29 protein-coding genes are annotated in these 26,153 nt (G+C 30.7%); 3 read left to right on the top strand and 26 right to left on the bottom strand.

Going from position 1 to position 26,153, the window contains the following annotated elements; genetic code table 11:
* Positions 1-28: 28 nt before the first annotated feature.
* The 18 genes from rplS to pta all read right to left on the bottom strand — a co-directional run bounded on the left by rplS (position 29) and on the right by pta (position 15,895).
* Entirely contained in the window at positions 29-376 is a 348-nt protein-coding gene (gene rplS, locus WY13_RS19985; RefSeq protein ID WP_063557303.1) for a 50S ribosomal protein L19, read from the bottom strand.
* A gap of 133 nt (positions 377-509) precedes the next feature.
* Entirely contained in the window at positions 510-1,238 is a 729-nt protein-coding gene (trmD, locus tag WY13_RS19980; protein ID WP_063557302.1) for a tRNA (guanosine(37)-N1)-methyltransferase TrmD, read from the bottom strand.
* A complete protein-coding gene (rimM, locus tag WY13_RS19975) occupies positions 1,229-1,717 on the bottom strand; it encodes a ribosome maturation factor RimM (RefSeq protein WP_063557301.1) in 489 nt (162 codons plus the stop codon). Before rimM ends, trmD begins: the two co-directional genes overlap by 10 nt.
* Positions 1,718-1,841: 124 nt before the next feature.
* Positions 1,842-2,069 carry a KH domain-containing protein gene (locus tag WY13_RS19970; RefSeq protein WP_013237955.1) on the bottom strand — a complete coding sequence of 76 codons (228 nt, stop codon included), beginning with the start codon at positions 2,067-2,069 and terminating at the stop codon, positions 1,842-1,844.
* Positions 2,070-2,087: 18 nt separating this feature from the next.
* Entirely contained in the window at positions 2,088-2,345 is a 258-nt protein-coding gene (gene rpsP, locus WY13_RS19965; protein WP_063557300.1) for a 30S ribosomal protein S16, read from the bottom strand.
* Positions 2,346-2,409: 64 nt separating this feature from the next.
* Complete coding sequence (gene ffh, locus WY13_RS19960; RefSeq protein ID WP_063557299.1) at positions 2,410-3,759, bottom strand: signal recognition particle protein; 1,350 nt, start codon at positions 3,757-3,759, stop codon at positions 2,410-2,412.
* A 16-nt stretch (positions 3,760-3,775) separates the two neighbouring features.
* Positions 3,776-4,111, bottom strand: a complete 336-nt coding sequence (locus WY13_RS19955) for a putative DNA-binding protein (protein ID WP_063557298.1) — start codon at positions 4,109-4,111, stop codon at positions 3,776-3,778.
* Positions 4,112-4,235: 124 nt separating this feature from the next.
* Positions 4,236-5,147: a signal recognition particle-docking protein FtsY gene (ftsY, locus tag WY13_RS19950; protein WP_063557297.1), complete on the bottom strand. Its 912-nt coding sequence runs from the start codon at positions 5,145-5,147 to the stop codon at positions 4,236-4,238.
* Between the two features lie 408 nt (positions 5,148-5,555).
* Positions 5,556-9,119, bottom strand: a complete 3,564-nt coding sequence (gene smc, locus WY13_RS19945; protein WP_063557296.1) for a chromosome segregation protein SMC — start codon at positions 9,117-9,119, stop codon at positions 5,556-5,558.
* A gap of 14 nt (positions 9,120-9,133) precedes the next feature.
* Complete coding sequence (locus WY13_RS21260; RefSeq protein ID WP_023163115.1) at positions 9,134-9,229, bottom strand: hypothetical protein; 96 nt, start codon at positions 9,227-9,229, stop codon at positions 9,134-9,136.
* A 25-nt stretch (positions 9,230-9,254) separates the two neighbouring features.
* Entirely contained in the window at positions 9,255-10,322 is a 1,068-nt protein-coding gene (locus tag WY13_RS19940; RefSeq protein ID WP_063557295.1) for an elongator complex protein 3, read from the bottom strand.
* A gap of 18 nt (positions 10,323-10,340) precedes the next feature.
* Complete coding sequence (gene rnc, locus WY13_RS19935; RefSeq protein WP_063557294.1) at positions 10,341-11,048, bottom strand: ribonuclease III; 708 nt, start codon at positions 11,046-11,048, stop codon at positions 10,341-10,343.
* 144 nt (positions 11,049-11,192) lie between these two features.
* Positions 11,193-11,426, bottom strand: coding sequence for an acyl carrier protein (acpP, locus tag WY13_RS19930; RefSeq protein WP_063557293.1), 234 nt, complete (start codon positions 11,424-11,426; stop codon positions 11,193-11,195).
* A gap of 118 nt (positions 11,427-11,544) precedes the next feature.
* A complete protein-coding gene (plsX, locus tag WY13_RS19925; RefSeq protein WP_063557292.1) occupies positions 11,545-12,558 on the bottom strand; it encodes a phosphate acyltransferase PlsX in 1,014 nt (337 codons plus the stop codon).
* A gap of 328 nt (positions 12,559-12,886) precedes the next feature.
* Complete coding sequence (gene rpmF / locus WY13_RS19920) at positions 12,887-13,072, bottom strand: 50S ribosomal protein L32 (RefSeq protein WP_013237945.1); 186 nt, start codon at positions 13,070-13,072, stop codon at positions 12,887-12,889.
* Between the two features lie 13 nt (positions 13,073-13,085).
* Positions 13,086-13,589 (bottom strand): YceD family protein, encoded by a 504-nt coding sequence (locus WY13_RS19915; protein ID WP_063557291.1) that lies wholly within the window; start codon positions 13,587-13,589, stop codon positions 13,086-13,088.
* A 63-nt stretch (positions 13,590-13,652) separates the two neighbouring features.
* The gene (locus tag WY13_RS19910) at positions 13,653-14,849 is read right to left on the bottom strand and encodes an acetate kinase (RefSeq protein WP_063557290.1); all 1,197 of its coding nucleotides are present in this window, start codon (positions 14,847-14,849) and stop codon (positions 13,653-13,655) included.
* 44 nt (positions 14,850-14,893) lie between these two features.
* Positions 14,894-15,895, bottom strand: a complete 1,002-nt coding sequence (gene pta, locus WY13_RS19905) for a phosphate acetyltransferase (protein WP_063557289.1) — start codon at positions 15,893-15,895, stop codon at positions 14,894-14,896.
* A gap of 406 nt (positions 15,896-16,301) precedes the next feature.
* Here pta and WY13_RS19900 point away from each other — a divergent pair, with 406 nt between their 5' ends.
* Together WY13_RS19900 and ylbJ are read left to right on the top strand one after the other, a co-directional pair.
* Positions 16,302-17,531 (top strand): nucleotidyltransferase, encoded by a 1,230-nt coding sequence (locus tag WY13_RS19900; RefSeq protein WP_063557288.1) that lies wholly within the window; start codon positions 16,302-16,304, stop codon positions 17,529-17,531.
* A gap of 79 nt (positions 17,532-17,610) precedes the next feature.
* Positions 17,611-18,777 carry a sporulation integral membrane protein YlbJ gene (gene ylbJ, locus WY13_RS19895; RefSeq protein WP_063557287.1) on the top strand — a complete coding sequence of 389 codons (1,167 nt, stop codon included), beginning with the start codon at positions 17,611-17,613 and terminating at the stop codon, positions 18,775-18,777.
* Here the strand turns inward: ylbJ and WY13_RS19890 are convergent.
* The 6 genes from WY13_RS19890 to WY13_RS19865 all read right to left on the bottom strand — a co-directional run bounded on the left by WY13_RS19890 (position 18,760) and on the right by WY13_RS19865 (position 24,692).
* A complete protein-coding gene (locus tag WY13_RS19890; RefSeq protein ID WP_023163109.1) occupies positions 18,760-19,284 on the bottom strand; it encodes a hypothetical protein in 525 nt (174 codons plus the stop codon). The two genes, ylbJ and WY13_RS19890, sit on opposite strands and share 18 nt — an antisense overlap.
* Before the next feature lie 21 nt (positions 19,285-19,305).
* On the bottom strand, positions 19,306-19,800 hold the full coding sequence (gene coaD / locus WY13_RS19885; protein WP_013237937.1) for a pantetheine-phosphate adenylyltransferase: 495 nt from the start codon (positions 19,798-19,800) through the stop codon (positions 19,306-19,308).
* A gap of 5 nt (positions 19,801-19,805) precedes the next feature.
* Positions 19,806-20,366 (bottom strand): 16S rRNA (guanine(966)-N(2))-methyltransferase RsmD, encoded by a 561-nt coding sequence (gene rsmD / locus WY13_RS19880; protein ID WP_063557286.1) that lies wholly within the window; start codon positions 20,364-20,366, stop codon positions 19,806-19,808.
* 196 nt (positions 20,367-20,562) lie between these two features.
* The gene (gene recG / locus WY13_RS19875; RefSeq protein ID WP_063557285.1) at positions 20,563-22,602 is read right to left on the bottom strand and encodes an ATP-dependent DNA helicase RecG; all 2,040 of its coding nucleotides are present in this window, start codon (positions 22,600-22,602) and stop codon (positions 20,563-20,565) included.
* A 57-nt stretch (positions 22,603-22,659) separates the two neighbouring features.
* Positions 22,660-24,324, bottom strand: coding sequence for a DAK2 domain-containing protein (locus WY13_RS19870; protein WP_063557284.1), 1,665 nt, complete (start codon positions 24,322-24,324; stop codon positions 22,660-22,662).
* Between the two features lie 17 nt (positions 24,325-24,341).
* Positions 24,342-24,692 carry an Asp23/Gls24 family envelope stress response protein gene (locus tag WY13_RS19865; protein ID WP_013237933.1) on the bottom strand — a complete coding sequence of 117 codons (351 nt, stop codon included), beginning with the start codon at positions 24,690-24,692 and terminating at the stop codon, positions 24,342-24,344.
* A gap of 202 nt (positions 24,693-24,894) precedes the next feature.
* Between WY13_RS19865 and rpmB the strand changes: the two genes are divergently transcribed.
* Positions 24,895-25,086: a 50S ribosomal protein L28 gene (gene rpmB, locus WY13_RS19860; RefSeq protein ID WP_013237932.1), complete on the top strand. Its 192-nt coding sequence runs from the start codon at positions 24,895-24,897 to the stop codon at positions 25,084-25,086.
* 135 nt (positions 25,087-25,221) lie between these two features.
* Here rpmB and WY13_RS21255 read toward each other — a convergent pair whose 3' ends face one another.
* Both WY13_RS21255 and WY13_RS19855 read right to left on the bottom strand, forming a co-directional pair.
* Entirely contained in the window at positions 25,222-25,395 is a 174-nt protein-coding gene (locus WY13_RS21255) for a hypothetical protein (RefSeq protein WP_154104942.1), read from the bottom strand.
* A 122-nt stretch (positions 25,396-25,517) separates the two neighbouring features.
* On the bottom strand, positions 25,518-26,153 hold the full coding sequence (locus WY13_RS19855) for a thiamine diphosphokinase (RefSeq protein WP_063557283.1): 636 nt from the start codon (positions 26,151-26,153) through the stop codon (positions 25,518-25,520).

Genomic DNA, 26,153 nt, shown 5'->3' with positions numbered 1-26,153 from the left:
AAAAAGGACTTTATAAAGCCCCCTTTTCTTATTTTAATATCTCTTTAACTTTAGCTGCTTTACCTACTCTATCTCTTAAATAGTATAATTTAGCTCTTCTAACTTTACCTCTTCTAACTACGTCTATCTTATCTATTATAGGAGCATTTACTGGAAAAGTTCTTTCAACACCAACACCATAAGCAACTCTTCTAACAGTAAAGGTTTCTCTTATTCCACCGTTTTGTCTTTTTAAAACTACACCTTCGAAAACCTGTACTCTTTCTCTATTTCCTTCTTTAATCTTTACATGAACTTTTACTGTATCACCTACATTGAATTTTGGAAGATCTGTTCTTATCTGTTCACTTTCTATTTGTTTTATTATATCTAACACTGTGCATTACCTCCTAATAATTATTCAACGTTCTTATCCAGCCTTATAGCAGATAGAGGAACGTCTGTATAGCACACAAAATACATTCTAGCATATTTACATATCAAATTCAATATATAATTAAAAATTTACATTATATGTTCTTTTCGTATAAATCTATGAATTTTTTGTCTTCTGTGGATAATTTCAGTTTTTGAAATAAATCTGGCCTCTTACTTTTAGTTATTACAAGTGATTTCATTCGTCTCCATTTTTTTATATTTTCATGGTGTCCAGATAAAAGAACCTCTGGTACGTTATCCCCCTCAAAACATTCCGGTCTAGTATACTGTGGATATTCTAGTGATCCATTATAAAAAGATTCTTCCATATAGCTTTCGCTTTTGGCAAGTACACCAGGAATCATTCTACATATACTATCTACAATTGGGATACACGCCATTTCCCCGCCAGTTATTACGAAATCTCCTATAGATATTTCAGTGTCTATATATTTATAAACCCTTTCATCTATTCCCTCGTAATGTCCACATAGAAATATCATTTCACTCTCTTTTGAAAGTTCTTTAGCCATAGACTGGTTAAAAGCTTTTCCTCTAGGTCCTAGATAAATCACTTTTCCATTATTTTGACATTTAACTTTTCTTATACAATCTACAATTGGCTGGGCAGCCATTACCATTCCTGCTCCTCCACCATAGGGATAATCATCTACTTTTCTATGTTTATCCATGGTAAATTCTCTTATATCAAAAGTATTTATTTGTAAAATACCTTTGTTAATTGCTCTTCCAATTATACTATAATTAAATATGTCAAACATTTCAGGAAAAAGTGTCAATATATCTATTTTTACATCCATGTTTTCACCGGCTTTATAACTATCTTTTCTTTTTCTACGTCTATGCTAACTACAACATTTTCTATAGCAGGAATTAAAAGTTCATTTTCTCCCTTTATCCAGTAAACATCATTACTATGAGTATGAATTACATCCCCAACCTTACCATAAAAAGTTCCATCCTCATCCACTACACTGCATCCTATTATATCTGTAATAAAATATGTTCCTTCTTCCAACTTAACTGCATCATCTCGCGGAATTTCTATATATTTTTGTTTATAAGCCATAGCTTCTTCTATAGAATCTATACCCTCAATTTTAAGTATAACCTTATTTGACTGAAGTTTACATTCTATTATATTTTTTAGTGTACCATCTATATATGCAGATTTTAATTTCCTAAATCTTTCAATATCATCAGTTAAAGGATACACCTTTAATTCTCCCTTTATTCCATGAGTATTTATTATCTGTCCTACAGTTATAAAATCTTTCATAGAACAATATCCCAAATATCAAAAATTAAGGTTTTAAGCTTAATTTCTAAAAGAGGATAATTTCACTCCCTTCGTTTAATTTTAAAATTATATATATAAATATAAGAGTTAGAATATCTAACTCTTATATTATCTCTACAACAACTCTTTTATTCTCTTTTATAGCCGCTGCTTTTACAACAGTTCTTATAGCCTTGGCTATTCTTCCCTGTTTTCCTATCACCTTTCCCATATCATCTGGTGCAACTTTTAATTCAAGAATTATAGATTGCTCACCTGCAATTTCATTTACTTGAACCATATCTGGGTTATCCACTAATGACTTAGCAATAATTTCCACTAACTCTTTCACTTAATACACCCCCAGTTACTACTTATCAAGTTTATCTTTTAACCCAGCTTTATCGAAAAGCTTTTTTATAACATCAGTTGGTTGAGCACCATCTTTTATCCATTTGACAGCTTTTTCTTCGTCAAATTTAACAGTGGTTGGATCAGTTGTAGGATTATAGTATCCTATTTCTTCTATAAATCTTCCATCTCTTGGAGATCTAGAATCTGCTACAACTATTCTATAAAATGGAGCTTTTTTAGCACCCATTCTTCTCAATCTTATCTTTACAGCCATTAATAATCACCTCCTTAAAATATTCAAGCATATGGCTTTCATATCAATGAATCTTACTTCTATTTTAAAAAGGCATCTTTCCAAATGGTCCCTTTTTAAACCCTTTTTTCATTCCATTTAACTGTTTCATAGTCTTCTTAATCTTTTCAAAATCCTTTAGAAGTTTATTTACCATCTGTATAGTAGTACCAGAACCCAATGCTATTCTCTTTTTTCTTGAAGACGAACCACTTATAATAGAAGGATTTTTTCTTTCTTTTACTGTCATGGAGTTAATTATACATTCGATTTTTGCAAGTTCCTGTTCTCCCTTGGAAAAATCTACTCCCTTTAATTCTTTCATGTTAACTCCTGGTACCATCTCCATAAGTTTACTTATAGGTCCCATTTTCTTAGTCTGCTGCATTATAGCTAGAAAATCTTCAAAGTTAAACTCCTTGTTCAGCATTCTATTTCCTAACTTTTCAGCTTCTTCTTTATCTATAGATTGCTGTGCTTTTTCTATAAGTGAAAGCACATCTCCCATACCAAGTATTCTCGAAGCCATTCTATCTGGATAGAATACTTGAAGATCATTCATTTTTTCTCCCATACCTACAAATTTTATAGGTTTATCAGTCATAGACCTTATGGATAATGCTGCTCCGCCCCTCGTATCTCCATCTAATTTTGTAAGTATGACCCCACTTATATTTAACTGTTCGTTAAAGCTGGAAGCCACATTAACTGCATCTTGGCCTGTCATTGCATCTACTACAAGCATGATTTCATCAGGGGTTACATTTTCCTTAATTTGCTTCAATTCACCCATAAGTTCTTCATCTATTTGAAGTCTACCTGCTGTATCTATTATGACTACATTTAAATTGTTGTTTTTTGCATATTCCAAAGCCCCTTTACATATATCTACCGCTGTTACCTTATCTCCCATTGAAAATACAGGAACATCTATTTCTTTTCCAACTACTTGAAGTTGTTTTATTGCAGCAGGTCTATATATATCGCAAGCTGCTAGAAGGGGTTTCTTATTCTTTTTTCTAAGTTGAAGTGCCAATTTTCCACACATGGTAGTTTTTCCTGCACCTTGAAGTCCGACAAGCATTATTACAGTCAATCCATTGGAATTATACTCAATTCCACTTTCATTTTTACCCATTAATAATGTAAGTTCTTCATTTACTATTTTTATAACTTGCTGTGCTGGAGTCAAACTTTTTAATACTTCTTCTCCCATACATTTTTCACTGACACTTTTAATAAAATTTTTCACAACTTTGTAATTAACATCTGCCTCTAAAAGTGCCAATTTCACTTCTCTCATAGCATCTTTTATATCTTTTTCAGAAAGTTTGCCTTTGCCTCTAAGCTTTTTTAAAGTTTCCTGAAGTTTAGATGCCAATCCTTCAAAAGCCATGATAATCCTCCTAAATTCAAATATTATCTATTATGTAATTCTTTATTTTACTAAGCATTTCTTTATTTTCATTACAGCAAAGTGAATCTATAAATTCTAAAAGAGATTGCTTACTTTTTTTCAGCTTTTCATTCTTCTCTAACAAATGAAGCTTTTCTTCATACTGCAATAAAAGTTTGTGGCATCTCTTTATTATGTCATATACTGCCTGCCTACTAGTACTAGTGTGTTCAGATATTTCTGCTAAAGAAAGATCCTCATTATAGTACAAATCCATCACATCTTGCTGTTTCTCAGTTAAAAGCTTACCATATATATCGAGCAATATTGAAAGCTGTACCCTCTCTTCCATAATACCATCTCAACTTAAATTAATTTATTAGAACGTGGACTGCCTAAATTAAAAGCTCTTTATTCAACGAAATATATAATATCAAAATTTGCGGGTGGTGTCAAGTACTTTTACTTAACAGATTTTAAAATAATGCCTCTACAAAATCTCTGCTATAAAATTCCTGGAGATCATCTATGCCTTCTCCAACTCCTATTAATTTTACAGGTATATCTAGACTATGCTTAATAGATATTACAATTCCACCCTTAGCGGTACCATCTAGCTTAGTGAGTATTATACCATCTATAGGACATACTTCAGTAAATTGTTTTGCCTGCTGTACTGCATTTTGTCCCGTAGTTGCATCTAATACAAGTAAAGTTTGTTTAAATGCTTCTTTGTATTCCCTGTCTATTACCCTATTTATCTTACTCAATTCGTCCATTAAGTTTTTCTTGTTATGCAATCTACCTGCAGTATCACATATGAGCACATCAGCTTTTCGTGCTTTTGCTGCCTGAACAGCATCAAATATAACTGCTGCAGGATCAGAACCTTCCTGATGTTTTATTATATCAACACCGGCTCTCCTGCTCCACACCTCTAATTGATCTATAGCTGCTGCCCTAAAAGTATCTGCAGCTGCCATAATTACTTTATTACCACTATCTTTAAGTTTTGAAGACATTTTCCCTATTGAAGTAGTCTTTCCCACGCCATTTACCCCTATTACAAGGATTATTTCAGGAGTTTTTTCAGGTTCAATACTATTTTTTTCATCCCCCAATATGTCTATAATAACTTCCTTTAAGCACTGGTTTATAAGAGAAGGATCCTTTATTTTTTGCTCTTTTATCTTTTCTTTTAATTTATCTATAATATAAGTAGTGGTTTCAACACCTATATCTGCTGTTATAAGTATCTCTTCCAATTCTTCATACAAGTCATCATCTATACTGACAGCACTAGTTAACATGTCACTTATTTTTCCAGTTAAATTACTTTTGGTTTTTTCAAGTCCATTTTTTAATTTATCAAAAAATCCTTTTAGCATATTTGGCACATCCTTTCATATTTTTTAGGTATATTGACTCAACTTTCGTACGTAAGAAATTAACTTAATAAGAATATTGCGAAACAATATTTTCAAGAGGACAGTGGACAATTGACAGTGGACAGTGAAGGAAGATTTTTCTTCGCTACACTACGAAAAATCTTTAATTTAAAAGAAACTCATGTTCTTTTTCTTTCTCCTTGATACTCTCTAAGTAAGCAATTATCTTAAAATAATAGATTTTAGATGCCTGCTTAAGCGATGTTTTGCATTAGCAAAACAAGCCTAAAAAAATAAATTAGTTTTCTGACATAAGTAAGAAAACTTACCTTCACTGTCCTATGTCCTCTGTCAATTGTCCTCTAAAAAGTTGTGTCGTATTATTTTTAAACTGTGAAAGTTGAGTGGTTAATATTCATCCTTTAGACTTACAGAAACAATTTTTGAAACACCTTTTTCCTCCATAGTAACTCCATAAAGCACATCACTTGCCTCCATAGTTCCTCTTCTATGAGTTATAACAATAAACTGAGTCTCATTTGAAAATTTCTTTAGGAAGCTTGCATATCGTGCTACATTTGCATCGTCAAGGGCAGCTTCTATTTCATCCAATATACAAAAAGGAGTAGGTTTTATCTTAAGTATTGCAAATAAAAGTGCTATAGCAGATAACCCCTTTTCTCCTCCAGACATTAGATTTATGTTTTGAAGTCTTTTTCCTGGGGGCTGAACTGTTATATCTATATTTCCACTAAGTTCATCTCCACCTGTAATTATTAAATCTGCACTTCCACCTTTAAACAACTCTTTAAACGTGTCATTAAAACTTTCTTTTAATCTATCAAAATTTTTTTTGAATACGGTTCTCATTTTTTCCGTCATAGCATCTATTACATTATTTAACTCTTCTTTTGATTTTACCAAATCTTCTCTTTGAGTACTTAAGAATGTTACCTTTTCTCTCAAATCACTATACTCCTGTATAGCACCCAAATTCACTATTCCTAATTTAGAAATACTATTTTTCAAATTTACTATGTCTGAATTATATTTATCTAAATTTTCTATGTCCTTTTTATATTTTAGGGCTTCTTCATAGGTAATTTTAATTTCATTTTTTAGTTTTAAACACATATTTTCTTTTTCTGAATTAAGCCTAGCTAAAACTACTTGCACTTTATGAAGCTTTTCTTCTTTCTTATTTATTAAAAGAGTTAAACTTTCTAACTTTTCATTACATTTTTTTACGTTATCCTTTAATTTTATAAGTTCTTTATCATTTTCCTCTATACTATTTTTTAAAATTTCTATATTTTTATTTAAAACTTGTATCTTTTCTTTATTTTCATTTACCTTCAACTCTTGATTATGTATATTATTTTCACAATCTTTGTCTTGCTCAATTATCCTAGATTTTTTCATGCTTAATTCTTGTATTTCATCTGTCAATCTCTTAAGCTCTCTGTTTTTATTTAAGATACTTTCATCTAATTGAGCCTTTTTTACTTTAAAATCTAAAAGTTTTTCTTTCATTTTTTCTATGTTACTTTTATTTTCTTCTAATTCCTTTTCTATTTTTAAAATAGAACTGTCATTTTTGTTTTGTTGTCCCAAGGAATTTTCTAATTTCTTCTTTTTATCCTCTAGATTTTTTTCCTTCAGCTCTTTATTTTTAGTCAAAATATCTATCTCTCTATTTGATATTTCCATATTTTCTATCAATTTAGAGCTTTCATTATCTATATTATTTATCTTTCCCTGAATCTTAGTCAATTCTATATTTTCAGAATAACCTTTTTCCTTTAAATCTAAAATTTCTTCATCCAATTCTTTTATACATTTTTTATATTCTTGTACTTTTCCATTTAAATCTTTTAGGGATTCACTTGTTTTATTTATTTTAATTGCACTTTCTTCTATTTCACGCTTTCGCCCTATTATATTGCTGTTCTTTTTTTGAAAACTTCCACCAGTAAGTGATCCTCCTGAATTTACTACATCTCCAGCTAAAGTAACTATTCTAAAACTATATCCACTTAATTTAGCTATTTTAAGTGCGCTATCCATGTCTTCACATATAACTGTTCTTCCAAGTACATATTCAAGTGCATTTTTAAATTTATCTTTATAATTTACGACCTCACTAGCGATTCCTATATATCCACTTATACTCTTAAATCTTTCACTATTAGAAATCTTTTTTCCCTTTATTATATTGAGTGGCAAAAAAGTAGCTCTTCCCATATTTTTATTCTTCAAATGCTTTATGAGAGCTTTGGCCGTAATTTCATCTTCAGTTATTATATTGGATATGGCACTACCAAGGGCAACCTCTATACAAGTTTCATACTCTTTAGGTAACTCTATAACCTCTCCAAGCAAAAAACAACTGTTTTCAGGTACTCTTACTACCTTATCTTTTATATCCTTAATAAGTGATTTTACAGACCTATTATATCCTTCATAGTGCTGCTGCAAATTCAAAAGCACGGCATAATTTGCCTCTAATTTGTTATATGTTTTGTTTAATTCTTTAAGATTTTTTTCTTCTAAAACAAGATTAGTATTAGATTTTGAAATTTTCCTTTTATTTTCTTTAACTTTGTCTTGATATCCCGATATTAGTTCTTTTATACTAGATACTTTTGAAACCAGCATATCCTTAGTACTAGCATTTATTTTTATAGAATGAATATAGCTTTCGCAGGAACTTTTCATATTATTAATTTTATCCAGCGTATCTTCTATTTCCTTTTGTGCAGAAGATATATCATTTTTCAAGTTAGATATATTACTTAAATATTCTATCTGATCATCCTTTAATTTCTTATATAAATCTTCTCTTTCTACTGCATTTTTTTGCACATTTCCTATATTATCGTTATACTGAGATATACTATTCTCTAATTTATCCTTATCCGCTTTTAACTCGGAAATGCTATTTTTTTGAAGTTCCACCTGCTGCAGTTTTTTTCCCTTAGATTCTTCAACTTGTTTTAACTCTAAAAAATTTTTTTCTATAGTTTCCTTTAAATTTTCTATTCTTTGTTTTAAAAGCTTTATTTCACCCTCTGTTTGTTGAACACGTTCTCGGTCTCCATAATAATTTGTTTTACAATCAGAATTTTTATTGTTAAAATCCTCAACTTGTTCATTCCCATTTGTTATCTTACATTTTAAATCCACAAATTCTAAATTCAATTCTTTAACTTCTTTATCCATAAAATCTGTAGATTTTTGATTTTCTCCAATTTTGCTTTCTATTTTTTCCATAGAATGAACTAATAAATTTATTTCCTTTTCCTTCAGATTCTTTGATAGTTTCAAAAATTCATTAGCCTTGTCATTTTCCTCTTTAAGTGATTCTAACCTTTCAGTATGAGTTTCTAAAATATCTTCTATTCTTACCAAATTGGCATCAGTATTTGATAGTTTTTTTTCTGCTTCTTCTTTTCTCCACTTAAATTTAACAATACCTGCAGCTTCTTCCAGTACGCTCCTTCTATCTTCAGGTTTTCCACTCAATAAAGCATCTATTTTACCTTGTCCTATTATTGAATAACCTTCTCTTCCTATACCTGTGTCCATAAATAGTTCATTTACATCTTTTAATCTACACTGAGTATTATTTATGTAGTATTCACTTTCTCCAGACCTATAAAGTCTTCTTGAAACAGTTACATCAGAATAATCAATAGGAAGTTTCTTATCCTCATTATTTAAGGTAAGAGAAACCTGACATAATCCAACTGGTTTTCTATATTGAGTACCAGCAAAAATTACATCCTCCATCTTTCCGCCTCTAAGGCTTTTGACACTTTGTTCCCCTAACACCCACTTAATTGCATCAGAAATATTGCTCTTTCCACTTCCATTTGGCCCTACTATAGAGGTAACTCCTCCTTTAAATATAAGTTCCGTCTTGTCTGCAAAGGATTTGAATCCTCTTATCTCTATATTCTTTAAAAACATCGAAGAGCAGCCCCTTATCTAAAAAGCATTGGAAGAAGCGTAACTAAAAACATAAGCACTACAAAAACTATCATTACCTTCATCATTTTATCTCTAGTATTCTTTTTCATAATACACACACTCCTTTAAAAAACTCTACCTTTCCTTACACTTATCTCCTATATATTCATTTATACATACGGATTTAGTTACTCCCTCTTCAATTATAACTATGTTTTCCCTACTAATTGAATGATCTTGAATAACTTTTACAAAACATTTACCAAATTTCTTTTTCATATCATTGAAATATTTTCTTTTATTTGCATACAATTTTGAAATATCCTTATTGTTTATCTTTATAACTACATTTCCCTCATAAGACTCTGATATGCTATCTTCTATCATACTATTGTAAATACTTCCTTCTACCAGTTCCCTAAAGGCAGGATGAAAAGGACCTGCTATTACATCCTTACCTACATTTATTTCTTCTGTAGGTTGCAGTCCCATTCTTATTACATTTATTTCATTTTTTTTCAAAATATAATATAAATTCCTGCATATATCCACTGCTTCATCTAATGTATAAGGCTTATATATACCTCTTTTGTACATGGTCTCCATGAAAGTTCCCTTTATTACAAGAGCAGGATATAATCTGTATATATCTGGATTCATAAGTACGGATTTTTTTACAGTTTCTATATCTTTTTTGAAAGTATCCGAAGGCAACCCCAGCATAATCTGGTGTCCTAATGTGAATCCGTACTCCTTTATAAGAGAAGATGCTTTAACAACATCCTCCGCAGAATGTCCTCTTCCTGATTTTATAAGCACTTCTTCATCTAATGACTGTACACCAAGTTCTATAACGTCTACAGAATAACTTTTTAAGTTATCCAGTATACTCTTGTCTATATAATCTGGTCTTGTTGACATATGTATAAGATCTATATCTCCTCTATCTTTATACTCTTTAGCCACACTTAAAAGTTCATTTTGCCTTTCCATAGGAATCGCAGTAAAAGTACCTCCAAAAAAAGATACTTCTACTACGGAATTTTCTCGTTTTATAGTTTTTAAATACTGATTTATAGTATTTCTAGTAAAACAGGCATCAACTTTTTCCTCATTTCCTGTAATTGCAGTCTGGTCACAAAATACACAATTATGGGGGCATCCTTCGTTAGGCACAAATATAGGTATTATATAATGTTTCATTTTTACTTATCCCCATTTCTAAAGCATACTTACTTTTACATTTAATTTCATCAAAGCATCTCGAGCTGCCTTCTGCTCTGATTCCTTTTTGCTGTATCCTACACCACTACCCAAAACATTTTTTTCTGTACACACTTCAGTATAAAACTTTCTTCTATGAGGGGGTCCTTCATATTTTACGAGGTTATATTCTATAGATACATCCCCGTCTTTTTGCAAAGTTTCTTGAAGCTTGGTTTTATAATCCATAATTATTCTATTTTTAATAGCATTTTCTATAATATCTTGAAAATTTTCAATTATAAATTTTCCTGTCCTCTCATATCCAAAATTCAAATAAATTGCAGCAATAATGGCTTCAACACAATCTGCCAATATGGAAGTTCTTTTTCTTCCTCCTGTAATTTCTTCTCCCTTACTCATTTTTATGTATTTACCAACATTCCATTTTTTAGCTACATGATAAAGGGAATTTTCACAAACTATAAGAGACCTTTTTTTTGTAAGCTCTCCTTCAGGTTTACTTTTATATTTTAAAAATAAATATTCTGATATACAAAGCTGTAATACAGAATCTCCTAAAAACTCTAATCTTTCATTGAATTTTATATTTTTTCTACCATTAGCATATGAACTATGAGTTAAAGCTACTTCTATGATTTCCTTGTTACTAAAACTCATATTGAATTTCTTTTCTAGCAATTCAATAAAGCCTATCTCTTCCATTTTATAATTCTCCTTTTGAAGTTTATTCTTCAGTTTGCCATAGACCAACTATATAAAAAACAAACTCAAGAATAAATTCATTACTATAATCAAAGATTTAAATTAAAAGTCCCGATTAACGGGACTTTTAAGCATATACTCTGTTTATTCTTCAGTATGAGCTTTTATGTACTCAGCTACATCTCCCACTGTTTTTACCTTTTCAGCTTCTTCGTCTGGTATTTCAATATCAAACTCTGTTTCAAGAGCCATTATTAACTCAACGATGTCAAGGGAATCTGCACCTAAATCGTCAATAAAAGATGATTCCATTTTTATTTCATCAGAGCCAATTCCAAGTTGTTCAGATATTATTTTTTGTATTTTTTCAAAAATCATAATTTCGCCTCCAAAAATTTTTCATACATAAATAATATTACATAAGTTATATACCGTCAATAATAAATATATTTATTATACTAACTTATATTATATCAATACATTTATATTATATACTTTATATATTATTACTTTCTACATTATGTATTTTTTCTATTTCAAATTTTATTTTACCAACAACATTATTTTCATAACAGCTTATGGCTTGCATTACTGCATTTTTAAAAGCTTTTCCATTAGAACTTCCATGAGCCTTTACACATATGCCCTTACATCCTAAAAAAGGAGAACCACCATATTCTGTATAATCCAATTTACCTTTTAAACTTTTAAAAGCAGGTCTTAAAATAAAAGCTGCCAACTTACTGCTAAAGGATTTCATAATCTCTTCTTTTAACATAGAAAATAAATTTAACGCTACTCCTTCATACATCTTTAAAACTGTGTTCCCTACTACTCCATCACAAACTAATACGTTCACATCTCCATTAGTAACATCTCTCGGTTCTACATTTCCCACAAAGTTAAAGTCCATGCTTTTCAAAAGTTTATATGCACTTTTAGCTAGTTCATTTCCCTTTTCTTCTTCTTCACCTATATTTATAAGGCCTATAGATGGGTTATTTACTTTTAGTATGCTTTCAAAATATATCTTGCCCATAAGAGAAAATTGCTGCAAATACTGAGGCTTACAGTCCACATTTGCTCCTGCATCTATTACCATAAAATCTCCATTTTTCCCCGGCATTATAGGAGCTAATGCTACTCTATCTACCCCTCTAATTCGCCCTACAATTAAAGTGGAACCTGCCATAAATGCCCCTGTGCTTCCTGCCGATATAATAGCATCTGCTTTACCTTCTTTTACAAGATTAAGTGCTTTAACTAAGCTAGAATCCTTTTTTTTTCTTAAAGCCATAACCGGGGATTCACCTGTAGTTATAACCTCTTTAGTGTTTAAAACATCTATTTTGTCCTTAGGATAATTATATTTAGCTAATTCATTTTCAATTTGCTCTTTTTGGCCGGTTATTATTATATTTACGTTTTGCTTTTTAACTGCTTCTACCACACCTTCCACTACAGCGCAAGGTGCAAAATCTCCTCCCATACCATCCACAGCAATTATCATATTTTCACATCCTATCCTATAATCTGGACCTTTGTTACTTAATATGGTCTAATTTTTATCCGATGACTACCTGTTCTAATACCCCCACGTACACAGCGAAAGCGACTATCACCAAATCAAAGATTTGGGATATCTGCTTTTCTCAAAGTAGGAGTAAAGAACAGCTACGTCCCTGGATAACGATTTTTCCTAAAGGATAACGCCTTCTAAGTGCTAAAGCACTAAGAATCCTGTTAATAAGCATCATGTGGAGTCAAAACTCCATCTGATACCAAGAACTCTGTTTATAGACCCCATGAACAAAAAAAGAAAGTCAAATGACTTTCTTTTATTTATTTTCAGTTGAAATGATTTCCTTACCCTTATAATATCCACAATTCTTACAAACTCTATGTGCAAGTTTCATTTCATGGCACTGAGGACACTCAACTAAACCTGGTAAACCTAATTTAAAAGTCTGTGCTCTTCTTGAGTCTCTTTTTGCTTTTGATATTCTGCTGGCTGGATTTCCCACAGTAAACACCTCCTTAATCAGTGAAAAACATATCTTTTAGCTTTGCCAATCTCGGATCAATATCATCGCTTTTGCACTGACATTTAGAATTATTTAAGTTAGTGCCGCACTGTTGGCATAACCCTTTACAATTCTCGCTGCAAAGCCTCTTAATTGGTAAAATTAATATAATGTTATTTTCTATTATTTCCGTAATATCAATGATATTACTATCTATAAAGATGGCTTCATCATCCTTATTTTCCTTGTTATTATTTGTAAATCTTTCAGTAATAGCAACATTCACAGCATAAGAGAATTTACCTAGACATCGTGAACAAGTAAGCTCTAGTAAAGTATTAATTCTTCCTTTCAGCAGAAGAATATCTCCTTCTTTACTTAAAGTTCCGCTAAACTTTAGAGGCTCTAATAACTTTATGTATTCACTTCCATCATAGAATCCCTTTTCTTCTACTGCAACATTTATGTCCTTTGTAACAACTTCTTCACTTAGTAAATCTGATACATTTAATTTCATATCACTCACCTCTATATATTAGCCACAACCTATTATATAGAGATGAGCATTAAAAGTCAAGTTTTATTTATTTTCAACTATTTCTTTTGTATCCCTAGCTATCATAAGTTCTTCATTTGTAGGAATTACTAATACTTTTATCTTTGAATCAGGTGTGCTTATTTCTAGTGCTTCTCCCCTTTTCTTATTCTTTTCTTCATCTATTTTAATTCCAAAATAACTTAATCCCTTACATATAGTAGATCTGCTAGTAGCTGAGTTTTCTCCAAGTCCTGCTGTAAATATTATAGCATCTGCTCCATTTAAAACTGCAACATAAGCTCCTATGAAAGATTTAACTTTGTGATAATACATATTTAATGCAAGTTTTGCTCTATCATTTCCTGAATTTGCAGCTTCTTCTACATCTCTAAAATCACTGCTTACTCCTGATACTCCAAGTATTCCTGACTTTTTGTTCATTAAAGTATCCATTTCATCTACAGACATACCTGTTCTTTTCATTACAAATGGTATTATAGCTGGATCTATATCACCGCATCTAGTTCCCATTACAAGTCCTGCAAGAGGAGTAAGTCCCATCGTTGTATCTACTGCTTTTCCTTGGTTTACTGCACATATGCTAGCTCCATTTCCTAAATGACAAGTTATTAACTTAAGATCTTTTGGATCTTTCTTTAATAATTTAGCTGCTTCAATTGAAACGAATCTATGAGAAGTTCCATGGAAACCATATTTTCTGATATCATATTTTTCAGATAAATCATAAGGTATTGCATACATGTAAGCATAATCTGGCATTGTCTGATGAAATGCTGTATCAAATACTGCTACCATTGGAGTATTTGGCATTAATTTTTTACAAGCATCTATTCCCATTATATTAGCTGGATTATGTAGTGGGCCTAGTGGGATACATTCTTCTATTGCTTTCATTACATTTTCGTCAATAAGAATGGATGCCGCATATTTCTTTCCACCGTGCAAAACTCTATGTCCTACAGCAGATATTTCTGACATGTCTTTTATTACACCATGTTTTTTATCTACAAGAGCATTTAATACTAATTGTATAGCAACTTTATGGTCTTCCATTGGTTGTTCTGTAACAAACTTTTCTCCGTTAACTTTGTGTGTTAAAATTGAGCCGTCCATTCCTATTCTTTCTACAAGTCCTTTTGCCACAACTTCTTCATCCTGCATGTCAATAAGTTGATATTTTAAAGATGAACTTCCACAGTTCACTACTAATATTTTCATGTTTAATATTCCTCCTAAAAATGAATCATTTATGCTTTTTATTATTACTTTTGAGCTTGTGCTTGAACTGCTGTTACAGCTACTACATTTACTATATCATCAGAATTACATCCTCTTGATAAATCATTTATAGGTTTTGCAAATCCCTGGCATACAGGTCCTATAGCATCAGCTTTTGCAAATCTTTGAACAAGTTTATAACCTATATTTCCTGCTTGAAGATCTGGAAATACAAGTACATTTGCTTTTCCTGCTACTTCACTTCCAGGAGCCTTTAAACTTGCAACCTTTTCTACGATAGAGGCATCTAATTGTAATTCTCCGTCTAAACTTAAATCTGGTTTAGCTTTTTTTGCAATTTCTACAGCATTTCTAACTTTGTCTACTAATTCATGTTTTGCACTTCCCTTAGTAGAAAATGAAAGCATTGCTACTTTTGGATCCATTCCACATAAATTCTTTGCAGTTTCTGCTGTACTTATTGCAATTGAAGCCAACTGATCACTATCTGGACATGGATTTACAGCACAATCAGCAAATAGAAGTACACCATTGTCACCATATTCACAATTTGGTACTTCCATTATAAATGTACTGGAAACTACTGATGTACCTGGAGCTGTCTTTACTATTTGAAGTCCTGGTCTCAAAAGGTCACCTGTAGTATGCACTGCACCTGAAACCAATCCATCTGCATCTCCAAGTTTAACCATCATTGTAGCAAAATATATTGGATCTCTTACTATTTTATCCGCTTTTTCTGGCGTTATTCCCTTCTTCTTTCTCAATTCATAAAAAGCATCTGCATATGCCTTTAGCTTATCTGAAGTTTCCGGATTTACTATTTCTGCTCCATTTAAACTTACTCCTAATTTTGATGCCTTTTCTTCTATTACCTTTTCATTTCCTACAAGGATTAAATTTGCAATACCTTCTTTAATTATTTTTTCACAAGCTTGAAGAGTTCTTTCTTCTTCTCCTTCAGCTAAGACAATCTTTTTTTTGTCTTCCTTTGCCTTATTCCAAATTTTTTCCATCAATTTCATGTTTTTTTCCTCCCTTTAAATTTAACACAAAATTACACACACTTATACTATAATCCTTTTTAGTTGTATTTTTCAATAAAAAGTTATTCAAAAAATAACTTTCACTAAGAAATTTAACAAATTAAAGTATGATAAAATTCTACTAATCAATACTTTGCCTAATATTATACAATGTAAATCAAATAAGTAAAAATTTAATCTAAAAATAGATACTCTGTTCAAAAATCCTACACTAATACTTATTTTATTGTTATAATATGTATGTATTTCACATAGGCATTTGAAATAATCAGTCAGTATGCTAGCCTATTTTTCAAATACCTTATACTTTGTACTTATAGTTCTCTATTATGAAATAATCAGATTTCTTGACATGGGATAAAATATTTTAGAAAGGAAAATTTCTATGAACGTAACTGGAATAATAGTTGAATATAATCCTTTTCACAATGGGCATAAATATCATATTGAAAGTGCTCGTTCTGCTACAAAATGCGATGCTGTAATAGCAGTTATGAGTGGTAATTTCGTACAAAGAGGTACACCATCCATAGTTGACAAATGGACTAAAACCAAAATGGCGCTTCTAAATGGAGTAGACCTGGTATTTGAACTTCCCGTTATCTACAGTCTATCTTCCGCTGAATTTTTTGCCTATGGTGCTGTAAGTCTCTTAGAAAATTTGGGTATAGTAAAAAATCTTTGTTTTGGAAGTGAATGTAGTAATATAAACTTGCTAAAATCTATTGCAAAAATTCTTGCAGAAGAGCCTACCCAATTTAAATTATTTTTAAAAGAAAAAATGTCACAGGGTATGTCCTATCCTTCTGCACGAAATAGTGCTTTAAATAATTTTCTATTAAATACTGAAAGTTCCCTTACAAAGTACAATATAGATGAAATACTTCAATCTCCAAACAATATTTTAGGTATAGAATATTTAAAAAACCTAATAAGGATAAAAAGCAATATTACTCCCATATCAATAAAAAGAATTGGAAGTTCATATAATAGCTTAAGTATAGAGCAATCTTTTTCCAGTTCATCATCTATACGTAATTTCTTAAAGTTAAATGGGAACATAAATGACTTAAGTTCTAATATTCCAGAAAATGTACTTTCTATTTTAAAGAAAGTTCAATCTACCGGATGTGGTTTTATTTTCGAAGATTGTATGGTACCTTATTTAAGATATAAATCCTTTCTATATGAAAATAAAATTAAAAATTTACCTGACATATCCGAAGGAATTGAAAATAGAATACTTAGATCCCTACAGAATAATTGTTCCTACAGCGATATAATAACTAAATCTAAGACAAAAAGATATACCTACAGCAGAATAAGTAGAATATTATGCCAGTTTTTTTTAGGATTTGAAAATTTGAATTCTGAAATATTGAGAAGAAATATATGTCCCTATGGAAGAGTCTTAGGATTTAATTCTACTGGTATAAAAGTACTTAAGGAAATGAAAAATAGCTCTTCCATTCCAATTTACGTAAAGATTCCCAAAAAAATAAGTGAAGTGCTTCAATTAGACATACAGTCCACAAAAGCCTATAGTCTATTAAACAAAAATATACCTTTTAACAATGACTACCTTCAAAGTCCTATCATGGCAGATCAAATTTAGAATAAGTTTCCTACTTTTTAAATATAATTTAATAAACTGTTTTTATTCAATAAAATTTTTTAAAAAGTAGGTGATCTTCTTGGAAGTTCTATTTTATCTATTAATATTTGCAATATTAATACTCCTTTTTATTTTATTAAAAGATAAAAATTTACTTATAACTATAGTATGTTCAATTTTCATAATTGAAATTATACTTGCACCAAAGCTATGCATAGATGGGGTAATTTCAGGTAGTCTTCTATTTTTTTACAAGGTATTTCCATCTTTATTTTCATTTTTAGTTGTATCCAACATAATACTCTCTTGTGATGGAGTGTACATATACTCAAAATTAATAGGCAAAGCCCTGTGCAAACCCTTAAGACTACCAACTAGCTGCAGCTTCGTGTTAATTATAAGCACACTTTGTGGGTATCCCCTTGGAGCAAAATATGCTTGCCAACTCTATGAGAAAAAAATAATAGACCTTTTCACCTGTGAGAGACTTTTAAATATAGCTTCTAATGCAAGCCCTCTCTTTATGCTAGGTTCTGTTGGAGTTTCCATGCTAAAGAGTTCTTTTATAGGATATGTACTATTACTTTCTAATTTGCTATCTTGTATAGCTATGAGTTTTTTGATACCTTCTAAAAAAACATATTGCAAACCTATTACTTATAGAAATCACTCTCATACAAGTGAAAATATCGGAAAGATATTTAAAAACAGTATTGAAGACTCTTTAAAAAACTGCATATCGATAGGTGGATTTGTCATATTATTTTCTGTTGTAAATAGTATTTTAAAAAATAATATTCTATTTAATTTACTAATTAGTAGCATTTCAAGTATAACTCATATTTCGGGTAACATAATGGAAGGAATCTTCCTTGGAATGATAGAAATGACTAATGGATGCAGCTTAATATCATCTTCTACTGCCTCTCTTAATTTAAAAATTATACTAGTAAGCTTTTTATTCACCTTTAGCGGACTATCAATTATATCCCAAGTGTACTCTTTTACCTATAAATTTAAAATATCTTTAAAAAAGTATTCTCTTAGGAAAATACTACAGGGAATAATATGTTCCATATTTAGCTTATCACTTTATAACCTATTCTCTCTGAAATTATCGAAAGAAACTTTTCTACCTTATTATAAAATAACTACATACTTCAATAACTTATTTATACTTACTATGATTTTACTTATTACTCCCTGGATTTTATATAAATTAAAGCAATTATTTCATGTCTCTTAGTTCTTTTATATTTGCTCTTATATCTTCAGTCTTTAGATCCATACTGTTCACTAAATTGTTTAACATCTTTTGAAGCTCTACCTTCAGCGTTGCCAGCATCTCATCATTTTTCCTTGATAATTCATTGTCCAGCTGGCTTAATAGTTCATCTGCATAGTCTCGAGCGCCTAGTCTTATTGCCTTGGCGTTTTTCTTCGCAGATGATATAATTTCTTCTGCCCTCATATTAGCTTCTTTGGTAATATCATGGTTTTCTATTTGACGTCTTAACAAACTCAAATTTTCTTTTTTCATAGTTTCAGATTCTTGTACAGCTTCACTTAAAATTCTCTCTTTTTCGTTTACTATCCATTGTGCCTTTTTAAGCTCGCTAGGAAGGTAATCCACTATTTTTTGCAGCACATCTAAAATTTCCTTTTTATTCACCATAACTTTCCCTGTCATAGGAACTTTTGCAGATGTATCTATAATTTCTTCAAGATATTCTATTAATTTAATAGCATCCATAATTTTTCCCCCTAAGATACCTTAGCACTTTTTATAAACTCTATTAATCTTGTTTATAATATCAAACCTTATTTCTTCAGGTACTAAACCTTTAATACATCCCCCAAACATAGCAACTTGCTTTACTGAGGATGAACTCAAATAGGAATTCATGGCACTAGTCATCATAAATACTGTCTCTTTATCAGAATCTAGCTTTTTATTCATAAGAGACATCTGAAATTCATATTCAAAATCTGATACTGCTCTCAATCCTTTTACTATAACTTGAATGTCATTTTTTTTCATAAAATCTATTAACAGACCGCTAAAGCTCTCAACTTTTACATTAGGTATATCTTTCACTACCTTTTGAATTAATTTTACTCTTTCTTCAATATTAAATAAGCCCTGTTTTTCAGGATTAATTAGTACTCCAACTATCAAATGATCAAACACTTTAGACGCCCTATTTATTATGTCTAAATGCCCATTAGTTATTGGATCAAAACTTCCTGGATATACCGCAGTCTTCATAATAATTAGTCCTCCTTATATTTATAAAAACATACTGTAGTTTTACCATATTTTCTATGATCCATTAAAACTATATTAATATTTCCTTGATATAGTTCTTCACTGGTATCAATTTTAGTAACTATAATTCCATCTTTTTGCAGTAAGTTTTTATTTTCAATTATCTCTACAGCTGGTGGAATCATATCTTTTTTATAAGGTGGATCAATAAATATTATGTCGAACATTAAATTTTTTCTTGAAAGTTCCTGTAAAGCTTCATAAGAGTCCTTATTAATAGTTTTACATATATTGGAGAATCCTAAATTTTCCACATTTTTTTTCAAAAAGTAAAAAGTGTCACTACTTCTGTCAACTAAATAACATTTTTCTGCACCACGGCTTGCAGCTTCAAGTCCTAAGCTCCCTGTACCCGCAAATACGTCTAATACTTTCGAACCATAGACTCTATTCTGAATTATACTAAACATGGCTTCCTTAACTCTATCTAAAGTAGGTCTTGTAATATTATATCCATTAGGAGACATTAATTTTCTTCCTCTGGCAAGACCTGCAATTATTCTCATAAATTTTCCTCCTACTTTATGTTTTTTACATACTATAGTCATTTTATAATATTTTAGCATATATTTTTATATTATTCAAAAATTATTTAAAATTCACAATGCAACCTGCACAATTCATAATTACTGTGAATTGTACATTAATTCAGTTTTCATTATTCTTATATTAAGTTAATTTATTATGTGGCCGAATTAAAAATTAATTAAAACTTATAAATTTTGAAGTTCTTTCTAAGTTATTTAATATTTCTTCTTTTATTCTTATATCTTCCTCATCTTTACTTGCTAAAAGTCTTTTAGCTTCCCCATTAGCTTCTTTAAGTACATTTATATCCTCTACTAGATTAGAGAAAACAAGTCCATCTTCCCCGTGCTGCCTAAATCCAAAAATTTCTCCTGAACCCCTTATCTTCAGATCTTGCTCTGCAATAAAAAATCCATCATTACTGCTTCTCATTATCTCCATTCTTTTTCTTATTATGTCATTTTTAATATCTGCAATCAAAATGCAATATGATTTATAAGATCCTCTTCCTACTCTTCCCCTCAACTGGTGCAGCTGTGCAAGTCCAAATCTCTCTGCATTTTCTATTATCATAACCGTAGCATTTGGCACATTTATGCCTACTTCTATAACCGTAGTTGAAATTATAACTTTTATCTCGCCATTTTTAAATTTATTCATCTTTTCTTCTTTAAGTTTCGGCTGCATTTTTCCATACAGTATATCTATCTGTATGTTTTTAAAATATTTCTCTTTTAATTCTTCATATATATCTTCTACAGAACTTAAATCCAACTCCTCGTTTTCCTCCACAAGGGGACATACTACATATACTTGTCTTCCTCTCTTTATTTCCTCCAAAGCAAATTTATAAACTTTGTCTCTTGAATTTTTATCTCTGTAATAAGTATCTATCTTCTGCCTTCCTGGAGGAAGTTCATCTATAGTTGATACATTTAAATCACCATATAAATACAAACTCAAAGTTCTTGGAATAGGCGTAGCTGTCATAATAAGAGTATCTACATGATCTCCCTTATTTACAAGTTTGCTTCTCTGCATCACTCCAAATCTATGCTGCTCATCTGTAACTACTATTCCTATATTTTTAAATTCCACATTATCTTCAATTAAGGCATGGGTTCCTATTATAATATCTATTTCACCCGTTTTTAATTTTTCTTTTATTTCATCTTTGTTTTTTTGGGTAACACTTCCACACAATAGTTCTATTCCTACGTCAAAACCCTCTAAAAGCTTCATAGCTTCTTCATAGTGCTGCTGTGCCAATATTTCGGTGGGAGCCATTAGAACTGCTTGATAACCGTTTTTTACTACATTAAAAATAGATATTAACGCCACTACAGTCTTCCCACTTCCTACATCTCCTTGCAGCAGCCTATTCATAGGAACCTCTCTTTTTTCATCTATAAGTATTTCTCTTATAACTTTATTTTGAGCCTTTGTAAGCTTATATGGTAACTTATTCTTTAGTTCTATTAACTCTGGAGCTATTTTAAAGGCCACTCCTTTTTTATTTTTCCCAAAATACTCTTTTAACATCAAAATTTTTAGGGAATAAGTAAAAAGTTCTTGAAATTTAAGTCTCTTTTTTCCTTCTCTCAATTCTCTAAAATTAACTGGATTATGTATTATTCTTATAGCCTTATCCAAACTACAGAGCTTATATTTTGTAATTATCCACTTAGGTAAATTTTCATCTATGCTCACTTTAGTAAGTACATAAGATATAAGTTTTATAAATGTATTGTTAGTTATTCCTGACTTTAAAGGGTATATAGGAAGTATTTTTTCTTCAATTTTGCTATTTGAATTAACACTTACCACTTTAGGATTTGTTATAACGCTGCTTCCTCTGTAATGCTGGATTTTACCTGCTATTCTATATTCAGCATCTATCTTAAACTTCTTTTTCACATAAGGTTGATTAAACCATTTTGCCTTAAAAAGTCCATTTCTATTTTCAAAAACAATTGTAGAGATTATTTTACCAGTCTTAGTCCTTATATCTCTTTCTATTGAATTAACCTTACAATCTATCATGACCTTTCCTTCTGTGTTCCCTTTTAAATCACTGCAGCTAGAAATAATGTCATAATCTCTTGGAAAATATAAGAGCAAGTCAAGTATGTTGAATATACAACATCTGTTTAAGTTTTTACAAGTTACCTCACCTACTCCTTTTAAAGATCCGATATCCTCACTTAGCTTCACAAACTCTCACCTACCTTCTTATTAAATACCAAAAATAAAAAAAGCTTTACGCTTTTTTTATTCAACAGAAACTATAAAATAGTATAAAGGCTGTTTTCCACTATAACATTGTACATCCATTTCTGTATACTTCTTCTCAATCTCTTCTACAAAATGCTTTACTTTTTCTTCTTCACAATCTATACCATAATATATACTTATAAGTTCACTATCCTCTTTTATCATATGCTTTAAAAGCTTGTCACAAACTTCAAACATATCCTTTCCAACTTGCTCTATCTTTCCATCAATAAGTCCTAATATATCTCCCTTTTTTATGCTTATGTCATCTATTTCTGTATCTCTAACTGCATAGGTCACAGAACCAGTAGTCACTGTAGTTAGTGCCCTTTCCATAGTACTTATATTTTCATCTATATCCATATCTGAATTAAAGGATGTTATTGCCGTAATACCTTGTGGTATTGTCTTACTAGGCACAACCTTTACATTTTTATTTGATATTTCTTTTGCCTGATTAGCAGACATAATTATATTTTTATTATTAGGCAATATAATTATATTTTTAGCATTTACTTTATTTATACAATTCAATATATCTTCAGTACTGGGATTCATAGTCTGTCCGCCTTCTATTACGTAATCTACTCCCAAGTCCTCAAATATACTCTTAATTCCATCTCCCATAGCTACTGAAATAAGTGCATACTTTTGTGACTCAGCTTTTTCTTCATAACTAAGTTTCTCACCATCATAAGCCTTATCTTCATTAGAATTTCCCTCAAAATTTTCTATACTTAAAAGATGTCTGTGCTGTTCTCTCATATTATCTACTTTTATTTTTGACAGTTCCCCTAGCTTGATTGCCTCTGAAAGAATCCATCCTGGATCATTTGTGTGAATGTGAACTTTAATTATATCTTCATCATCCACCATTACCATAGAATCTCCCATAGTCTCTAACTTTTTCTTAAATTCATTTATACAAGTTCCTTTAGAATGGATAAAGAATTCTGTACAATATCCATATTTTATATCCTGCTGTCCTAAATCTTTAACTGCAGATTTAACTTCTTTATCGTGAGCTTCTTCTACAACTACATTTTCCTTACCATCCCTTAAAACTTCCTGCATTCCTTGAAGTATTATTAGAAGGCCCATTCCACCTGCATCTACTACTTTTGCCTTTTTTAGAACAGGAAGCATGTCAGGCGTTTTATTCAATATAGTTCTACTATAACTACATACATCTTGAAGTAACTCAGTTATATCCTTTTTACTGGACTTAACAGCACTTTCACCAGCAGCTCTTATAACAGTTAATATGGTCCCTTCTGTAGGACGCATAACAGCTTTATAAGCAGATTTTGCTCCCTCTTGTAGGCTATTTGCAAATTCTTCTGAATTTACCTGTTTTTTTCCCTGAAGACCTTTTGCTATTCCTCTAAATATCTGAGACAGTATTACCCCTGAATTTCCTCTTGCTCCCATAAGCGCACCTCTAGCTAATTGTTTAGAGATACTTTCTATAGAGCTATCTTTAGAATTACTTACCTCAAGTACTGCACTTTTAAAGGTCATAGACATATTAGTTCCCGTATCACCATCGGGAACAGGAAACACATTTAATGAGTTAACAAAATCTTTTTGATTCTCCAGCTTATTGCTAGCATTTACAACCATGTTGTAAAAGTGATGCCCATCTATATTTAAGTATTCCATTTTTACGAATTACCTCCCTAGACTCTAACACCTTGAACATTTACTGTAATAGTTGATACTTTGAGTCCTGTGTAGTTTTCTACATTATACTTTATCCTCTGTATTATACTATTTGAAATCACTGATATTTTTGTTCCATATTCCACTATTATATATAACTCTATTATAAGTTCGTTATTTTGAGAGCGAACCCTTACTCCTTTATTAAAACTTCCACCTTTTATTAATTCCCAAAAGCCATCTTTTGCATTTTTGGAAGCCATACCCACTACTCCATAGCATTCCATAGTTGATAATCCAACTATGTTTGCAACTACTTCTTCCGAATAGTCAATATAACCATTTTCTCCAGCAATACTAGCTATCATACAAAAACCTCCTTACTAAAGTATTATATTCTATAATACCATAAACATATTTTATATTAAATAAAACATTTATTCAAGGAAATATTAGCTCTATGAAAAAGGACATTTACTTAAATTTTACTATTTACTTGCACTTATTATGCTTTCTGTGATAAAATAAGTGGTGTTTGAATTTTAGAGGACTCATAAGGAGGTGTTTTTAATGTCAAAGAAGTGTGAAATATGTGGAAAAGGTGTAGTATTTGGAGTACAATACAGCCACTCCCACCGTCAATCTAAAAGAACTTGGACTCCAAACGTAAGAAAAGTTAAAGCTATAGTTAATGGAACACCAAAAACTATACATGTTTGTTCAAGATGCCTTCGTTCAGGAAAGGTTCAGCGTGCTATATAAAAAATAAAAATGCAGTTGTTTATATACAATTGCATTTTTGTTTTTAAGTACTTATTTTTTTTTAGTAAAAAATTTTATAATTGCAGATAGAACTCCTGGAAGCTTAAATGCAATAATTTTCATTAAACTACCCCCTTATTTATGATAACTTATTAAATACCATCCACAATAAATTAGTCCCATACCTGCAGCTATTATCCAGCCCCATATTGGGATAATAACTGTCATTAAAAATCCAACACCTATAGATAAAGCTATCAATCCTATTTTTTTCTTTGTCCTTCTTCTAATACAGCTTTTCTTTTTCACGTTATTATCCCTTAAAAATTGCTTTATACTATTATATGCATAATGTCTTCATATCGTTACTACTTTTTATAATTGCAAACTTTTAATCATCTATACTATTAAAAGTTTGTCTTATTGTCTGTTCAGTCCTTGCTGTGCATGCACAAAAGCATACCGCTGTCAAACACTATACGGGCTTCCTCTTGAATAAATTCATTAGATACCGTCCTTGCATCACCTAAAGCCAAATCATAATTACTTAATTTATATCTAGCACCTATTATATTTAGATTTTTGACTACATTACAGTAGGCATGGAGGGAAAAGGTCTCTCCAGGATATCCTTTTATTGTCGTTGTCTTGCATAATAATTCAATAGTATTATGTTCATCCTTTATATATGCCTTCACTCCACTACGGTTACATTTTAGAAGCATACCTAAGTTAGCTAAAACATGATCTATCCTGGTTCCAGTACACGCAAGCATTACTATCTGGTCTGCTTTTAATGCCAGGGACTTTTCTACTGCAATTTCAGTATCCGTAAAATCTTTAGCTCTAGGATATGTATCTATAGAACATTTTTTACTTTTAAAAAACGTTAAAACATCCTTGTCTATAGAGTCAAAATCTCCAATTAAATAATCTGGTATAATTTTATACTCATAGAGACAATTTGCCCCTCCATCTGCACAAATCAAAATAGAATCTTCATCAATTTCCTTTTCAATTAATTTTCTAGATGGAGCACTGCCCCCAGATACTATAATTGCTTTCAT

The organism is Clostridium ljungdahlii (genome assembly GCF_001636845.1).
Classification (GTDB): domain Bacteria; phylum Bacillota; class Clostridia; order Clostridiales; family Clostridiaceae; genus Clostridium_B; species Clostridium_B ljungdahlii_A.
The sequence above is the reverse complement of the archived record's forward strand: the minus strand, read 5'-3'. Positions and strand labels throughout refer to the sequence as shown.

Excerpts from the sequence above, each read along its gene's own strand:
- rpmB (WP_013237932.1), top strand. The coding sequence starts at position 24,895 with ATGTCAAAGAAGTGTGAAATATGTGGAAAAGGTGTAGTATTTGGAGTA.
- WY13_RS19955 (WP_063557298.1), bottom strand. The coding sequence starts at position 4,111 with ATGGAAGAGAGGGTACAGCTTTCAATATTGCTCGATATATATGGTAAG.
- WY13_RS19890 (WP_023163109.1), bottom strand. The coding sequence starts at position 19,284 with ATGGATGCTATTAAATTAATAGAATATCTTGAAGAAATTATAGATACA.
- WY13_RS19900 (WP_063557288.1), top strand. The coding sequence starts at position 16,302 with ATGAACGTAACTGGAATAATAGTTGAATATAATCCTTTTCACAATGGG.
- WY13_RS19870 (WP_063557284.1), bottom strand. The coding sequence starts at position 24,324 with ATGGAATACTTAAATATAGATGGGCATCACTTTTACAACATGGTTGTA.
- rsmD (WP_063557286.1), bottom strand. The coding sequence starts at position 20,366 with ATGAGAATAATTGCAGGTCTTGCCAGAGGAAGAAAATTAATGTCTCCT.
- WY13_RS19865 (WP_013237933.1), bottom strand. The coding sequence starts at position 24,692 with ATGATAGCTAGTATTGCTGGAGAAAATGGTTATATTGACTATTCGGAA.
- coaD (WP_013237937.1), bottom strand. The coding sequence starts at position 19,800 with ATGAAGACTGCGGTATATCCAGGAAGTTTTGATCCAATAACTAATGGG.
- WY13_RS21260 (WP_023163115.1), bottom strand. The coding sequence starts at position 9,229 with ATGAAAAAGAATACTAGAGATAAAATGATGAAGGTAATGATAGTTTTT.
- plsX (WP_063557292.1), bottom strand. The coding sequence starts at position 12,558 with ATGATAATTGCTGTGGATGGTATGGGAGGAGATTTTGCACCTTGCGCT.
- rimM (WP_063557301.1), bottom strand. The coding sequence starts at position 1,717 with ATGAAAGATTTTATAACTGTAGGACAGATAATAAATACTCATGGAATA.
- WY13_RS19915 (WP_063557291.1), bottom strand. The coding sequence starts at position 13,589 with ATGAAATTAAATGTATCAGATTTACTAAGTGAAGAAGTTGTTACAAAG.
- acpP (WP_063557293.1), bottom strand. The coding sequence starts at position 11,426 with ATGATTTTTGAAAAAATACAAAAAATAATATCTGAACAACTTGGAATT.
- WY13_RS19910 (WP_063557290.1), bottom strand. The coding sequence starts at position 14,849 with ATGAAAATATTAGTAGTGAACTGTGGAAGTTCATCTTTAAAATATCAA.
- smc (WP_063557296.1), bottom strand. The coding sequence starts at position 9,119 with ATGTTTTTAAAGAATATAGAGATAAGAGGATTCAAATCCTTTGCAGAC.
- pta (WP_063557289.1), bottom strand. The coding sequence starts at position 15,895 with ATGAAATTGATGGAAAAAATTTGGAATAAGGCAAAGGAAGACAAAAAA.
- WY13_RS19940 (WP_063557295.1), bottom strand. The coding sequence starts at position 10,322 with ATGAAACATTATATAATACCTATATTTGTGCCTAACGAAGGATGCCCC.
- ffh (WP_063557299.1), bottom strand. The coding sequence starts at position 3,759 with ATGGCTTTTGAAGGATTGGCATCTAAACTTCAGGAAACTTTAAAAAAG.
- WY13_RS19855 (WP_063557283.1), bottom strand. The coding sequence starts at position 26,153 with ATGAAAGCAATTATAGTATCTGGGGGCAGTGCTCCATCTAGAAAATTA.
- ftsY (WP_063557297.1), bottom strand. The coding sequence starts at position 5,147 with ATGCTAAAAGGATTTTTTGATAAATTAAAAAATGGACTTGAAAAAACC.
- rnc (WP_063557294.1), bottom strand. The coding sequence starts at position 11,048 with ATGGAAGAGATAGGCTTTATTGAATTGCTAGAAAAGAAATTCAATATG.
- rpsP (WP_063557300.1), bottom strand. The coding sequence starts at position 2,345 with ATGGCTGTAAAGATAAGATTGAGAAGAATGGGTGCTAAAAAAGCTCCA.
- trmD (WP_063557302.1), bottom strand. The coding sequence starts at position 1,238 with ATGGATGTAAAAATAGATATATTGACACTTTTTCCTGAAATGTTTGAC.